Origin of the sequence: Serratia sp. CY71090, from assembly GCF_052166845.1 — a bacterium.
GTDB lineage: Bacteria > Pseudomonadota > Gammaproteobacteria > Enterobacterales > Enterobacteriaceae > Serratia > Serratia nematodiphila.
This window is the reverse complement of the sequence record NZ_JBJNOA010000005.1, coordinates 1-13,312: the sequence shown is the minus strand read 5'-3', so window position 1 is coordinate 13,312 and position 13,312 is coordinate 1. Positions and strand designations below refer to the sequence as shown.

Genomic DNA, 13,312 nt, shown 5'->3' with positions numbered 1-13,312 from the left:
CCTCGCTATCGTTGTTATTGTCAGGTACGGCGTGCGAAATTACGGTTTCAGCGCAAAGCGCAGCTGATGCGCCCGTCGCCGTTGAATGCGTTCCCTGCGCGCTTCATCCCAAAGATAAAATCCCTGGCCGCTGCGCTGGCCGGTATCGCCGCGCTGCAGCCGCTGTTCCACCAGCGCCATCATCTCGTCACCGGTCGCCAGTTCCGGGAACAGGTGGCGGGCGATGTCCGCCACCGTCGGGAGCCCGGTCATGTCGGCGGCCTCCAGCGGGCCGACCATGGCGTAGCGCCGCCCCAGCGAGGCGCGCATCACCTGATCCACCACCTCGGCGCTGGCGATGCCGCTGTGGACGATGTGCAGCGCCTCGCGCAGCACCGCAAACTGCAGCCGGTTGCCGACAAACCCCGGCGCGGCGCGCTCCAGCAGCACCGCCTCAAGATCCATCTCGCCGAGCAGCGCCTGCACCGCCGCCAGATGACGCGGTTCGGTGGCGCTGCCGGGCACGATCTCCACCAGCGGGATCAGGTGCGGCGGGTGCCAGAAATGGGCGATCAGCAGGCGCTGCGGATGGGTCATGCGCGCCGCCAGCTCGTCCGGCGGCAGGCCGCTGGTGTTGCTGGCGATCACCGCGTCGTCGGCGATCAGCCCTTCCAGCTGCTCATACAGCGCATGCTTCAGCTCGAGCCGTTCCGGGATCGCCTCAATAAGCAGCCGGGCGTGCGCCACCGCGTTCAGATCGCCGGTCACACGCAGCCGCGCCAGCGCCGCGTCGCGCTCATCGTTATCAAACTGCCCGACGTCGCTCAGCTCGGCCAGAATGCCGCTCGCCACCGCCGGCGCTTCCTCCAGGCGCTGCGGATCCGGGTCATACAGCAGCACCTCATGGCCGTGGCGAATAAAGTGGGTGGCGATGCCCACCCCCATCAGCCCGGCGCCCAGTACCGCATAGTCAGATGACTGCATGGTGCCCTCCTCGGTTGTTTACGGGCGCTCTACCGCCAGCGCCACCCCCTGCCCGCCGCCGATGCACAGCATCGCCAGCCCCTTGTTCACCCCGCGGCGCTGCATTTCGAACAGCAGCGACACCAAAATGCGACAGCCGGAGGCGCCGATCGGATGCCCCAGCGCGATCGCTCCGCCGTTGACGTTGACCCGCTCCGCCTCCCAGCCCAGTTCTTTACCCAGCGCCAGCGCCTGCGCGGCGAAGGCTTCGTTGGCTTCGATCAGATCGACCTCCTCCAACCGCCAACCGGCTTTTTCCAGGCAGCGGCGCGCGGCCGGCGCCGGGCCGATGCCCATGATCGCCGGTTCGACGCCCGACGAGGCGTAACCGGCGATGCGCGCCAGCACCGGCAAACGCAGCGCGGCGGCTTTTTCCGCGCTCATCAGCAGCACCACGGCGGCGCCGTCGTTGAGCGACGAGGCGTTGCCGGCGGTCACCGTGCCCTCTTTGCGAAACGCCGGCCGCAGCCGCGCCAGGGCATCCAGGCTGGTGTCGCGCGGCTGTTGGTCGCGCTCGACCCGCAGCGCCTCGCCCTTCGGCTGCGGCACCGTCACCGGCGTGATCTCCTGCGCGAAACGCCCGGCCTGCTGCGCCGCCAGCGCCTTCTGCTGCGAGCGCAGCGCGAACCTGTCTTGTTCTTCTCTGCTGATGGCGTATTTCTCCGCTAGGTTCTCGGCGGTGATGCCCATGTGGTAGTCGTTGAACGCGTCCCACAGGCCATCGTGGATCACGCTGTCCACCATCTGCGCGTGACCGAGGCGCAGGCCGGCGCGCGCACCGGCCATCAGGTAAGGCGACTGGCTCATGCTCTCCTGACCGCCGGCGATCACCGCGTCGGCGTCACCGCTGCGGATCGCCTGCACCGCCAGATGCACCGCCTTCAAACCGGAGCCGCACACCTTGTTGATGGTCAGCGCCGGCGTCGTAACGGGCAGCCCGGCGTTGAGCGCGGTCTGGCGCGCCGGATTCTGCCCGCAGCCGGCGGTCAGCACCTGGCCGAGGATCACTTCATCGATCTGCTGCGGCGCCACGCCGCTTTGCGCCAGCAGCCCCTGCACCGCCGCCGCGCCCAGTTCCACCGCCGTCAGCGGCGCCAGCGCGCCGTGAAAACTGCCGACCGGCGTGCGCGTCGCCGCCACGATCACCACTTCACGTTGTTGCACATTCACCTCCCGTCTCAGAAACGCATTTCCGGCACTTGCTCCGGCACAATCAGCCGGCCGGCGGTTTTGGCGACAATCTCCGCCACGCTGACGCCCGGCGCGCGTTCGCGCAGCACGAAGGCGCCGTCTTCAATTTCCAGATAGGCCAGATCGGTCAATACCTTGCGGATGCAGCGGGCGCCGGTCAGCGGCAGCGTGCAGCGCGGCAGCAGCTTGGACTCGCCGCCCTTCGCGGCGTGGGTCATCACCACGATGATGTTCTCCGCCCCCGCCACCAGATCCATCGCGCCGCCCATGCCCTTGACCATCTTGCCGGGGATCATCCACGAGGCGATGTTGCCTTCGACGTCCACTTCAAACGCCCCCAGCACGGTCAGATCGACATGGCCGCCGCGGATCATGGCGAACGACTGCGCCGAATCGAAAATAGACGCGCCGAGGCGCGCGGTGACCGTCTGCTTGCCGGCGTTGATCATGTCGGCGTCCAGCTGCTGCTCGGTCGGGAACTCGCCCATCCCCAGCAGGCCGTTTTCCGACTGCAGCATCACGTCCATGCCCGCCGGCACGTAGTTGGCCACCAGCGTCGGGATGCCGATGCCCAGGTTGACGTAGTAACCGTCTCTCAGCTCTTGCGCCACGCGCTGCGCCATTTGTTCACGGGTAAGCATGCGAATTCTCCTTATGCCCGCAGGGTGCGTTGTTCGATACGCTTCTCGAAGGTGCCCTGGATCAGCCGATCGACGTAGATGCCGGGGGTGTGGATCGCCGCCGGATCCAGTTCGCCCGGCGCCACGATCTCTTCCACTTCCACCACCGTGATGCGCCCGGCGGTCGCCATCAGCGGATTGAAGTTCTGCGCAGTGTGGCGGTAGATGACGTTGCCGAAGTGATCGGCCTTCCAGCCTTTAACGATGGCGAAATCGCCGGTGATGGCGGTTTCCATGATGTAGGGGCGGCCGTTGAACTCGCGCACCTCTTTGCCTTCGGCGATCGGCGTGCCGTAACCGGTGGCGGTGAAGAACGCCGGGATGCCGGCGCCGCCGGCGCGGATCTTCTCCGCCAGCGTGCCCTGCGGCGTGAGATCCACCTCCAGCTCGCCGCTGAGCGCCTGCTGCTCGAACAGCGCGTTTTCGCCGACGTAAGATCCCACCACCTTGCGAATCTGATGGGTCTCCAGCAGCCGCCCGAGGCCGAACCCGTCGACGCCGCAGTTGTTGGAGACCACCGTCAACCCGCGCACGCCGCGCCGGCGGATCTCTTCGATCAGGTTTTCCGGGATGCCGCACAGGCCAAAACCGCCCGCCAGCACCGTCATGTTGTCCGTCAGGCCTGCCAGCGCTTCCTGGTAGCTGCCGACGCGTTTGTCGAGCCCTGCCATATCGTTGCCCCTGCATGTTGCGGCGCAGGGCGAAATGCCCTGGCTTGCGTGAGGGCATCTTCAGGTCACAAAAATGATTTGTTAATTTTGTTTTTATGCCGCATTCATTTAGAATTTTTATTAATCACCCGTTAACCGACAATTAACAAAGAGTTAACGCCGACCAAAATGAAAATGAGCATCAAACAGTTACGCGCGTTTTTAGCGGTAGCTCACACTCTGAATTTCGCCCAGGCCAGCGAGCGGCTGAATATTTCTCAGCCGGCGCTCAGCCTGGCGATCCGTGGGCTGGAAGACGCGCTGGGCGGGCCGCTGCTGCTGCGCACCACCCGCCGGGTGACGCTGACGCCGGAAGGAGAAACCTTCTTCCCGATGGCGCGCCAGCTGCTGGCGGATTGGGATAACGCGGAAGAGGCGATGCGCCAGCGCTTTACCCTGCAGATGGGCAAGGTGGCGATCGCCGCCATGCCGTCGTTCGCCGGCAACCCGCTGCCGCCGATCCTCAAGGCGTTTCGCGATCGTTACGCCGGCATCAACGTGGCGGTGCACGACGTCATCAACGAGCAGGTGTTTGAAATGATCCGCGAAGGCCGGGTGGAGATGGGCATCGCCTTCGAGCCGGAGCCGAGCGACACCCTGCACTTCACCCCGCTGTGCCGCGATCGCTTTCTGGCGGTGGTGCCGAAGGATTCGGCGCTGGCGCGCAAGGCGCAGGTGAGCTGGAAGGAGCTGCTGACGCTGGATTTCATCACCCTGCAGCGGCCATCAGCGGTGCGGCTGCTGCTGGAGCAGGCGCTGGCCCGCAGCGGGCGAACGCTGGAGGTGGCGTTTGAGAGCCACCAGCTGGTGACGGTCGGGCGCATGGTGGCCAACGGCCTCGGCGCCAGCGCGGTGCCGGCGCTGTGCGAGCGACAGATGGATGAGCTGGGGGCGGTGTGCGTGCCGCTGATCGGCCCGATTATCGAACGGCGCGTGGGCCTGATCCGCCTGGCGCAGCACCAACTCTCTTCCGCCGCGCAGGCGCTGGCGACGGTAATCGAACGGGAGATGGCGGGAAGTGGCGGGTAAGGCGGCACCAGCATTTTCAGATGATTCTCCGATCGAGAGCGTGAGCCAGAAGCTGTTACCACCCTGTAGAAAATGTTAAGTTTCCTAAAAATAAGGAGGCTTTTCGACATGGAACAGAAGTCCAGCAGCATCGCACCGGGCTATTGCATCGCCCAACAAACCGGCCCGCTCGCCTTCCATGCCAACTACCTGTTCGGTGGCAAGCCATCGGAAGCGGCACGCTTTTTTATGCAGCTCAATGCCGATACGCCGCTGGTTCAACCGGGGCAAATGCTGATCGTCGCCGATCCGCGCAATCATAATCAATCTACGCAGATCGCCGCCCTGATGCAGGCCAAGAGCCGCACCAGCAAAGCGGTGAAAGCCGGTGACAGCGATTTCTCCACCTTCTTGCACCGCAATTACGCCGCTATCGCCGCCTTCACCAGCTATGGGGAAACGGTCGTCGGGCTGGCTTCGGATGCCGGAGAACGCTACTTCAGCCAGATCAAGAATATCCTGGTTGAGATTGAAAAAACCTACCAAAATCAGTTCCGCACGAGTGGCGCATTGATTGGCACCCAGTTTCAGGTGGAACGAGCGCGGCTGTTCGGTACATTAAAACCGTTACTGAATCGCCTTACTCGTGCTCAACTCAATATGAAAGAGTATGCGCAAATCAAACACGCGCTAGGGCTCTCCAGTAAATCGCTGGTGCATGAATGGAGCACCGCCGGCGTCGGCGCCATCAAGGGTTATTCGAACTACGTCGACAGCGCCAGCCGGGCGGCCAAGTTTATGAAAGCCGGCGGCTGGATCGGCATCGGATTGAGTGGGCTGAATACCACCAACGACGTCTACAACGCCTGCACCACCGGTCGCGAACAGGAGTGCGCCAAGATTGCGGTGAAGGGATACAGTCATTTTACGGCAAGTACTGCGGCGGGAATTTGGGCAGGGAATGCAGGTGCAGGTCTTGCGATTGCAGCTTGTTCAATTGTGTTGGGTGCAGCAACAGCAGGAACAGGTGTGATCGTTTGTGGTATCGCTGGAGCCGCTATAGGAGGCGCCGCAGGATCCACACTGGGTGGCATGGGTTCCGATTATTTGACGACGTTAGTGGTAGGTGAATGATGAAATTTATCGTCATATCGTGTTTGATATTGCTGGTTTTAAGCGCCTTCATCCAGTTCATTGGTTACCGTCGCCATAAAAAAGAGTTTGATGCTTTCTATCAACGTTACGCCGGCAGCGGACATTTTATTCCGCCCTACGTCGCCTTTGCCGATAGCCTCGGCATGCTTGGAACCTCATTGAAAGCACAGTGGTTTCTTTGGATTCTGAAAAGGAAAAAAATAAAAATAAGGGATCAAGTTTGGCTCGATGCGAAAACCTACGATTTCGTGCAAAAAAACGCCTCTCCTGAGCTACAGAAGTGGCTGGCGATGGACTTTATACTTTTGCTCGTAGAAGCCATTATTACCACCGTGGGCTGTATTTTTATTTATCTCATCAAACATCAAGGTTGAGCAGACGCACTGCTCCCCTTCACCCCCTACACCGCCTGCACCGCCGCCTTCTGCGTGGCGCGCTGATATAAGCACAGCTCCCTGCCCGGCTGGTTTTTCATAAACGGCTGCGGGTAGCGCCCGCCGATAAACAGCGCCGAATAGCCGACGTCATCACCGTAGTGAATAATCTCCCCTTCCACCCTGGCGTTTTTTAGCCCGCTGGCTTTCAGGCAGGCGGCGCGCATCGCCCGTTCGCTCTCGACCCACGCCTGTGGGGAAGACGCGGTGGCGTGGAACGCGGCCAGCGCGGCGATAAGCAGCCCTATTTTTTTCATCGTTATCTCTCCTTCTACGGCCCATCTCGCCAGTATAGACCGTGCCGACCCGGCCAACCCGCCGAGCTCTTTACGGCATTTTTATTCCGCGCCCCGTTAACGTTACGGCGTTTTTACAGACAGTTTTTGCCGCCGCAGATACCCTTTTCACATCGCCACTATGGCCCCACAAGAGAGTTGTCTCATGCGTTTATCCCTGCCTCTGGCCGTGACCGGTCTTCGTTCTGGAGCGCGCCATGCATGCTAATATCATCGGGTTCAATCCCCTGCTGGCGGAGCTGCCCGCTTCGCCGACGCGCACCTTCCGCAAAGAGCTGGAGCACTATCTGCAGCGCTATCCGGATACCGAACAGCTGGATATTTATCTGCACGATCTGAACGGCCAGCTGCGCGGCAAGCGCCTGCCGATCGCCGAAGCCTTTGGCCTGGAAAAAGGCTGCTACTTCCCGCTGTCGATCTACGCCCTGGATCTGCACGGCCGGGTGATTGAAGAAAGCGGGCTGGGGCAACGGGCGGGCGAGCCGGATCGGCTGTGCCTGCCGGTGCCCGGCACGCTGCGCCCCTGTGCGCGCGATCCCGAACGCCACGCCCAGCTGCTGCTGACGATGCAAAACGCCGACGGCGACGCCTGCGAGCTGGAGCCGCGTGTGGTGCTGCAACGGGTGCTGAAGCGCCTGCACGAGCGCAACTGCTTCCCGGTGGTGGCGGCCGAACTGGAGTTCTACCTGCAGGATCCGCAGCGCCCCGCCGAGGCGGAAGCCTGCCCGACGCAGAGCTTCGCGGTGGATGCGCCCGAGCGCCACCATGCGCTGCTGAGCGACATCGAACGGCACGCGCGGCTGCAAAGCCTGCCGCTGACCGGCGTGGTGGCCGAAGCCGCTTCCGGCCAGTACGAGCTGAACCTGCATCACAGCCGGCGCGTGCTGGAAGCCTGTGACCAGATCATGGCGCTGAAGCGCCTGACGCGGCAGATTGCCGAGCAACATCACCAGCACGCCTGCTTTATGGCCAAGCCCTGCGCCCATGCCGCCGGCAGCGGGCTGCATTTTCACATCAGCCTGCAGAACGAGCACGGCGAGAACCTGCTGACCGGCGCGCCGGGCGAACTGAGCGACAACATGCAGCAGGCGATGGCGGGCATGCTGGCGCTGATGCCGGCGTCGATGGCGATCCTGGCGCCCAACATCAACGCGTTTCGCCGCTTTCGCCCCGGCATGCACGTGCCGCTGCGCGCCTCCTGGGGCCACAACAATCGCACGGTGGCGCTGCGCCTGCCCTGCGCCGACAGCGCCAATCAGCGCATCGAATACCGCCTGGCCGGCGCCGACGCCAACCCCTATCTGGCGCTGGCGGTGATGCTCGGCGGCCTGCTGCACGGGCTGGAACACCCGCTGCCGCTGCCGCCCGCCGCCAACGGCTGCGAAAGCGACAACGCCGCCCCCTTGCCGCTCGGCCAGCAGGAGGCGCTGGCGCTGTTCCGCCACAGCGATCCGCTGCGCGAATTGCTCGGCCCGGCGTTCTGCACCCTGTGGCACACCTGCAAAAGCGCCGAACTGCGCCGCTTCGAGGAACAGGTCACCGCCGCCGAACTCGGCTGGATGCTGTAACCATCCACTGATTCGTTAACCTAAGGATAATCATGAACATGCAACCGCAATTGGCCCCCGTACAGCCGCTGCTCTGCTGGCGCAAAGGCGTTTTTCATATCAGCACCGATCGGCAGTTATTGGATATCGAAGCGATCCAGCGTTTCCTCAGCCTGCCGGATCGGGCGGCGGCGGAGCGCCTGGCGCGCCACGGCCTGTGCTTTGGCCTGTACCGCAAACGCCACCAGCTCGGCTTCGCCCGCATGGTGACCGATTACGCCACCTTCGCCTCGGTGAGCGAGCTATTCGTCAGCGCCGAATACCGCGGCGTCGGGCTGGGAAGCTGGCTGACGCGCTGCTGCCTGGCGCATCCGGCATTGCGCGGCCTGCGCGTCACGCTGCCCGCGCTGCAAGCGCCCTGGCGCGCCGACTGCGCGGCGCACGCCCCGCGCGCCCTGCACTGATAAGGAGAACCCGATGTCTCGTTTGGTGCTGATTTCCAACAAACAGTGCGACGGCAAGGATCTGGCCTGCGCCGGCCGGACGTTGGCGGCCGACGCCGAACCGGGGCTGTGGCTCGGCTGGAACGGTGACGTGCAGAATTTCGCGCAGCGCCCGATCAGTTGCCGCCAACGCGCCGGTTACGATCAGGTGACCTTCCCGCTGTCGATCGAGGAGTTTCGCCGCCACTATCAGGGCTACTACCACGACGGCCTGTGGCCGGTATTCCACAACCAGCCGGAGAAGGCGCACTTCACGCCGGAAAACTACCGCGCCTACCGGCAGCTGAATCGCCGTTTCGCCGATATCGCCTGCGAGCACCTGTGCCCGGGCGACATCGTCTGTATCGACGACTACCAGCTGCTGCCCTGCGCCCAGGCGTTGAAGGAGCAGGGGCTGCTGAATGCCTGCGCGTTCTTCTTCCACCTGCCGTTCCCGTCGGCGGCGCTGCTGCGGCGCATCCCGGAACATCGCCAGCTGATCGCTTCGCTGCTGTTCTACGATCTGATCGGCTTTACCACCACGGACGATCGCAACGCCTTTCTCAGCTGCCTGTCAGGCGAGTTCCCGTTGGAGATGCTGCCCGACGACCAGATCCAGGCCAACGGGCATCTGTTCGCCACCGGCATTTTCCCCACCGGCATCAACGGCAGGCAGGTTTATTAATGTTACGGCGCGCGCGGTATTCAGGCGCGCCGTTTTATTTCGCTGCGATTTATTTCCACCGCATTTACCGCCATCAAAATAGGTTATTTTATTTTCTGAATATAGCGATTAAAAAATGAATATTCATCCTGTTACATATCAACCGTAAAAACCGCGCGCCGCCAATTGCTTTTTATTAGCAAAACACATTACCCTCTCCGTGCCATATTTAAACCGAGGAGGGCCCTATGGGCGATGAAAGTTTTAGTTTTACGCTAATGCTATTGGGCACCTTTCAGTAATGCCATCCACGTTGCATTCTGAAAGATACGGAATGCGGCAACCGCTCCCCTTCTGACGGCCTTTCCCACTCTGCCTGCCCGCCCATCGCCCCGCTGCGAAAACAACGTTTGTCTCAACCGCTGTGGCGGTATTTATCTGATGTCGCCGGGAGCATTACCCGAGCGCCGACGGATTTCTTATGGGAAAAATAAGGTATTGCGTTATGCAAAATAACCGGGGTACATCTGTTTTCAGAAAGTCTTATTTAAATGACTTTATCGTTATCGCCATCGGCGTTTTCTTCATTGCCTTTTTTATTCGCGCATGGGGCGACATGCACGGCGACTTCAATGAACAAAACGTCTCTGCCATTAGTCTCGATGCCTGGAACCTGCTTTATTATTCGCTCAGAACCAGCATGCGTTTTCTCCTCGGTATGGCCTGGTCGCTGCTGTTTTCTGTGGTGTTCGCCGTGCTGGCCGCGCGCTATGCGCCGCTGCGCCGGGTGATCCTGCCCTTCGTCAACTTTATGGAGTCGGTGCCGCTGGTGGGGTTCCTGACCTTCACGACCGTGTACTTTCTCAACCTCTACCCACACAGCGTGATGGGGCTGGAGTGCACCGCCATCTTCGCGGTGTTTACCGGCCAGGCCTGGAACATGATGCTGACGCTGTATCAGACGCTGCGCATCGTGCCCAAGGAGCTGGACGAAGCCGCCCGCAGCTTCAATTACAACCCGTGGCAACGCTTCTGGCGGCTGGAATTCATCTATTCGGTGCCGGGCCTGCTGTGGAACGCCATGGTGTCGCAATCCGCCGCCTGGTTCGCCCTGGTGGCCTCCGAAGCCATTCCGGTCGGCGATCGCTCGGTCGAACTGCCCGGCGTCGGCTCCTATATCGCCGAAGCGCTGGCGCAGCAGAACGTGCCGGCGATCCTGTATGCGATCGTCGCGCTGGCCGCCAACATCGTGCTGCTCGATCAGCTGGTGTTCCGCCCGCTGGTGCGTTACACCGCCCGCTTCAAATACGAAGACGTCACCGCCAATCGGGCGCTCGGCAATCCGTGGTTTTACAACAGCCTGGCCTTCTCGCACGTCGGCGCGGCGCTCGGCCGCACGCTGCGCGCGCTGGCTGACCTGTGGCTGTTCAAGCTGCCGCGGCTGTGGTACGCCCTCGGTCTGCACCGCCTGTTCAGACTCGCCGCCAAAGGCAACTGGCTGTGGCGCAGCCTGTGGTATCTCGGCGTGGTGTTGGCCTGCGTGTGGTTCGGCTATCAGTTGTGGGAATACTTCCCCAAACAGTACTTCGCCATGCTGCCGGAGTGGATGTTGCTCACCACCGCGCGCGTGGCCGCGGCCATGCTGCTCAGCGTGGCGATCTTCACGCCGCTGGGGGTGTGGATCGGCCTGAATCCGCGCCTGGTGAAGATCTTCCAGCCGATCATCCAGATCCTGGCGGCCATTCCGCCCAACATTTTCTACCCGCTGATCGCCGCCTTCATCGCCATTTATCATCAGGATCTCGGCTGGTGGGCCATTCCGATGATCATGCTGGGCACCCAGTGGTACGTATTGTTCAACGTGATCGCCGGCGTTTCCGCCATTCCGACGCAGATCACCGAAGTCAGCGAAACCTTCGGCCTGCGCCGTTTCCGCTGGTGGCGCTACTACATGCTGCCGGCGATCTTCCCCTATATCGTGACCGGCATCATCTCCGCCGCCGGCGGCGCCTGGAACAGCGCCATCGCCGCCGAAGTGATCCAGTGGGGCAGCACCACCCTCAGCGCCACCGGGCTGGGCGCGTTCATTTCCGTCGTCACCGACGCCGGCAAGAACCCGGAGTCCGCACTGGGCTGCGCCGCGATGTGCGCGCTGGTGGCGCTGTGCATCATCTTCGTCTGGCAACCGCTGTATCGCATCGCGGAAACCAAATTCAAATATGACTGATCAAGGGGGAACCACATGCTGACTCAAGACGTGATTATCAGCGCCCGTCGGTTGAACAAAACGTTTATCGGCGAAAACAAGCGCTCCACCCCCGTGCTGCGCGACGTGTCGCTGACCGTGCACGCCGGCGAGTTCGTCACCATTCTGGGGCAATCCGGTTCGGGCAAGTCCACGCTGCTGCGCATGCTGGCCGGGCTGATCCCGCCGGACAGCGGCACGCTCACCCTGGCGGGCAAACCGGTCTGCGGCCCGAGCGCCAACGCCGGCATGGTGTTTCAGTCCTACGCGCTCTACCCCTGGCTGACGGTGTACGACAACATCGCCTTCGGCCTGCTGGCGCAAAAGCTGCCGCCGCAGACGATCGCCGAGCGGCTGGGGGCGCTGCTGCGCCTGGTGGGGCTGAGCGGCTATGAGCACGCCTGGCCGCGCGAGCTGTCGGGCGGCATGCGCCAGCGCGTGGGCTTCGCCCGGGCGTTGGCGGTAGAGCCCGATGTCTTGCTGCTGGACGAGCCCTTCTCCGCCCTCGATATCTTTACCGCGCAAAAACTGCGCAGCGATCTGCTGGCGCTGTGGGGAGACAACCGGCTGCGCACGCGTGCCATGGTGATGGTGACGCACGACGTCGAAGAGGCGGTGTTGATGTCCGATCGGGTGCTGATCCTGGACGCGACCAGCAAACGGATCGATGACGAATTCAGCATCAATATTCCCCGCGCGGCGCGCAACCGGGGCAGCCTGCGGCACCTCACCGATCGGATCCGCAGCTGCCTGTACAAAAAAATCGCGCAGGCGCAACCGGCCGGATAAGGCCGCATTTTCGTTAACTCAGGGTAGTGAAATGAAACATAAAAGCTTACTGATGGCGCTGGTCATCCTGATGCCGGCGGCCGCCGCCGGGGCAGAAATCGTCAACAAAGACGGCAATAAACTGGATCTGTACGGCCAACTGAACGGGGTGCATTACTTCAGCAGCGATGCCGACAATAACGGCGATCGCTCCTACACCCGTTTCGGTTTCAAAGGCGAGACGCAGATCGCCGAGGGGTTGACAGGGTATGGCCAATGGGAATATCAGGCGGGGCTCGATCAGGCGGAAAGCGCCGGGCCGGGCAATAGCTATACCCGGCTGGGCTTCGCCGGGCTGACGTTCGGCCGCTGGGGCAGCCTGGACTACGGCCGCAGCTACGGCCTGCTGTATGACGTGGCCGGCTGGACGGACGTGCTGCCCGAATTCGGCAACGACAGCTACGAAGCGGCCGACAACTTCATGACCGGCCGCGCCAACGGCCTGCTGACCTACCACAACCGCAGCCTGGGCGGGCTGTTGGACGGTCTGGATCTCGGCCTGCAATATCAGGGGAAGAATCGGGGGGACGACGCTCTGCGGGCGAAGGATATTCAGACGCAAAACGGCGATGGCTACGCCTTTTCCGCCACCTACGACACCGGCGCGGGGCTAAACTTTGGCGCCGCCTACGCCAACTCTGCGCGCACCCTGGCGCAGCAGCGCTTCGGCCTGGCTGACGGCGATCGCGCCCGGGCCTGGACGCTGGGGCTGAAATACGATCTGGACAACCTCTACCTGGCGGCCAGCTATGCGCGCACCGAAAACATGACCTATGTCGACGGCGATCGCTACGCCGGCTTCGCCCCCCGCGCGGACGCCGTCGAGGCGGTCGCGCAGTATCACTTCGATTCCGGCGTCACGCCCTCGGTGGCCTACCTGCAAACGCGCGGCCGTAACCTGCCCGGCATCGGCGACGCCGATCTGGTCAAATACCTGGATCTGGCGCTGAACTACAGCTTCAACGCCAATATGTCGACCTACGTGGAGTACAAGCTCAACCTGCTGCAACGGCAGAACGCCGGGGGGGGGGGGGGGGGGGGGGGGGGGGAGGGGGGGGGGGGGGGGGAGG

14 protein-coding genes are annotated in these 13,312 nt (G+C 62.7%); 9 read left to right on the top strand and 5 right to left on the bottom strand.

Annotated elements, in window-relative coordinates; all coding sequences use genetic code 11:
* Nucleotides 1-39 precede the first annotated feature (39 nt).
* From ACJ8OK_RS10910 to ACJ8OK_RS10895, 4 genes are read right to left on the bottom strand one after another with little or no spacing between them, the layout of a single operon-like run.
* Nucleotides 40-963, bottom strand: a complete 924-nt coding sequence (locus tag ACJ8OK_RS10910) for a 3-hydroxyacyl-CoA dehydrogenase family protein (protein WP_033631694.1) — start codon at nucleotides 961-963, stop codon at nucleotides 40-42.
* 18 nt (nucleotides 964-981) lie between these two features.
* Entirely contained in the window at nucleotides 982-2,166 is a 1,185-nt protein-coding gene (locus tag ACJ8OK_RS10905) for an acetyl-CoA C-acetyltransferase (RefSeq protein ID WP_085058918.1), read from the bottom strand.
* Between the two features lie 14 nt (nucleotides 2,167-2,180).
* Nucleotides 2,181-2,834 carry a CoA transferase subunit B gene (locus ACJ8OK_RS10900; protein WP_015376496.1) on the bottom strand — a complete coding sequence of 218 codons (654 nt, stop codon included), beginning with the start codon at nucleotides 2,832-2,834 and terminating at the stop codon, nucleotides 2,181-2,183.
* An 11-nt stretch (nucleotides 2,835-2,845) separates the two neighbouring features.
* Nucleotides 2,846-3,544 carry a CoA transferase subunit A gene (locus ACJ8OK_RS10895; protein ID WP_004933280.1) on the bottom strand — a complete coding sequence of 233 codons (699 nt, stop codon included), beginning with the start codon at nucleotides 3,542-3,544 and terminating at the stop codon, nucleotides 2,846-2,848.
* Between the two features lie 168 nt (nucleotides 3,545-3,712).
* Here ACJ8OK_RS10895 and ACJ8OK_RS10890 point away from each other — a divergent pair, with 168 nt between their 5' ends.
* From ACJ8OK_RS10890 to ACJ8OK_RS10880, 3 genes are all read left to right on the top strand, one after another.
* Nucleotides 3,713-4,612 carry a LysR family transcriptional regulator gene (locus ACJ8OK_RS10890; RefSeq protein ID WP_048325958.1) on the top strand — a complete coding sequence of 300 codons (900 nt, stop codon included), beginning with the start codon at nucleotides 3,713-3,715 and terminating at the stop codon, nucleotides 4,610-4,612.
* Nucleotides 4,613-4,720: 108 nt separating this feature from the next.
* On the top strand, nucleotides 4,721-5,725 hold the full coding sequence (locus ACJ8OK_RS10885; RefSeq protein ID WP_048325956.1) for a hypothetical protein: 1,005 nt from the start codon (nucleotides 4,721-4,723) through the stop codon (nucleotides 5,723-5,725).
* Nucleotides 5,722-6,120 carry a hypothetical protein gene (locus tag ACJ8OK_RS10880; RefSeq protein ID WP_370531428.1) on the top strand — a complete coding sequence of 133 codons (399 nt, stop codon included), beginning with the start codon at nucleotides 5,722-5,724 and terminating at the stop codon, nucleotides 6,118-6,120. The genes ACJ8OK_RS10885 and ACJ8OK_RS10880 overlap by 4 nt, the downstream gene beginning before the upstream one ends.
* Before the next feature lie 26 nt (nucleotides 6,121-6,146).
* Here ACJ8OK_RS10880 and ACJ8OK_RS10875 read toward each other — a convergent pair whose 3' ends face one another.
* Nucleotides 6,147-6,437: a hypothetical protein gene (locus ACJ8OK_RS10875; protein ID WP_311265670.1), complete on the bottom strand. Its 291-nt coding sequence runs from the start codon at nucleotides 6,435-6,437 to the stop codon at nucleotides 6,147-6,149.
* A gap of 236 nt (nucleotides 6,438-6,673) precedes the next feature.
* Here ACJ8OK_RS10875 and ACJ8OK_RS10870 point away from each other — a divergent pair, with 236 nt between their 5' ends.
* From ACJ8OK_RS10870 to ACJ8OK_RS10845, 6 genes are all read left to right on the top strand, one after another.
* Nucleotides 6,674-8,044: a glutamine synthetase family protein gene (locus tag ACJ8OK_RS10870; RefSeq protein ID WP_015376490.1), complete on the top strand. Its 1,371-nt coding sequence runs from the start codon at nucleotides 6,674-6,676 to the stop codon at nucleotides 8,042-8,044.
* Nucleotides 8,045-8,076: 32 nt separating this feature from the next.
* Entirely contained in the window at nucleotides 8,077-8,487 is a 411-nt protein-coding gene (locus ACJ8OK_RS10865) for a GNAT family N-acetyltransferase (RefSeq protein WP_033631690.1), read from the top strand.
* 13 nt (nucleotides 8,488-8,500) lie between these two features.
* Nucleotides 8,501-9,190 carry a trehalose-6-phosphate synthase gene (locus tag ACJ8OK_RS10860; protein WP_033631689.1) on the top strand — a complete coding sequence of 230 codons (690 nt, stop codon included), beginning with the start codon at nucleotides 8,501-8,503 and terminating at the stop codon, nucleotides 9,188-9,190.
* 484 nt (nucleotides 9,191-9,674) lie between these two features.
* A complete protein-coding gene (locus ACJ8OK_RS10855; protein ID WP_033631688.1) occupies nucleotides 9,675-11,396 on the top strand; it encodes an ABC transporter permease in 1,722 nt (573 codons plus the stop codon).
* A gap of 15 nt (nucleotides 11,397-11,411) precedes the next feature.
* Complete coding sequence (locus ACJ8OK_RS10850) at nucleotides 11,412-12,203, top strand: ABC transporter ATP-binding protein (RefSeq protein ID WP_099981755.1); 792 nt, start codon at nucleotides 11,412-11,414, stop codon at nucleotides 12,201-12,203.
* Nucleotides 12,204-12,234: 31 nt separating this feature from the next.
* Nucleotides 12,235-13,312 (top strand): porin (locus tag ACJ8OK_RS10845; protein WP_442530580.1); only part of this gene is annotated, 1,078 nt, incomplete at its 3' end.

Bases quoted from the DNA above. Each gene is read 5' to 3' on its own strand.
- ACJ8OK_RS10910 (WP_033631694.1), bottom strand. From the start codon at position 963: ATGCAGTCATCTGACTATGCGGTACTGGGCGCCGGGCTGATGGGGGTG.
- ACJ8OK_RS10900 (WP_015376496.1), bottom strand. From the start codon at position 2,834: ATGCTTACCCGTGAACAAATGGCGCAGCGCGTGGCGCAAGAGCTGAGA.
- ACJ8OK_RS10895 (WP_004933280.1), bottom strand. From the start codon at position 3,544: ATGGCAGGGCTCGACAAACGCGTCGGCAGCTACCAGGAAGCGCTGGCA.
- ACJ8OK_RS10890 (WP_048325958.1), top strand. From the start codon at position 3,713: ATGAAAATGAGCATCAAACAGTTACGCGCGTTTTTAGCGGTAGCTCAC.
- ACJ8OK_RS10885 (WP_048325956.1), top strand. From the start codon at position 4,721: ATGGAACAGAAGTCCAGCAGCATCGCACCGGGCTATTGCATCGCCCAA.
- ACJ8OK_RS10880 (WP_370531428.1), top strand. From the start codon at position 5,722: ATGATGAAATTTATCGTCATATCGTGTTTGATATTGCTGGTTTTAAGC.
- ACJ8OK_RS10875 (WP_311265670.1), bottom strand. From the start codon at position 6,437: ATGAAAAAAATAGGGCTGCTTATCGCCGCGCTGGCCGCGTTCCACGCC.
- ACJ8OK_RS10870 (WP_015376490.1), top strand. From the start codon at position 6,674: ATGCATGCTAATATCATCGGGTTCAATCCCCTGCTGGCGGAGCTGCCC.
- ACJ8OK_RS10865 (WP_033631690.1), top strand. From the start codon at position 8,077: ATGAACATGCAACCGCAATTGGCCCCCGTACAGCCGCTGCTCTGCTGG.
- ACJ8OK_RS10860 (WP_033631689.1), top strand. From the start codon at position 8,501: ATGTCTCGTTTGGTGCTGATTTCCAACAAACAGTGCGACGGCAAGGAT.
- ACJ8OK_RS10855 (WP_033631688.1), top strand. From the start codon at position 9,675: ATGCAAAATAACCGGGGTACATCTGTTTTCAGAAAGTCTTATTTAAAT.
- ACJ8OK_RS10850 (WP_099981755.1), top strand. From the start codon at position 11,412: ATGCTGACTCAAGACGTGATTATCAGCGCCCGTCGGTTGAACAAAACG.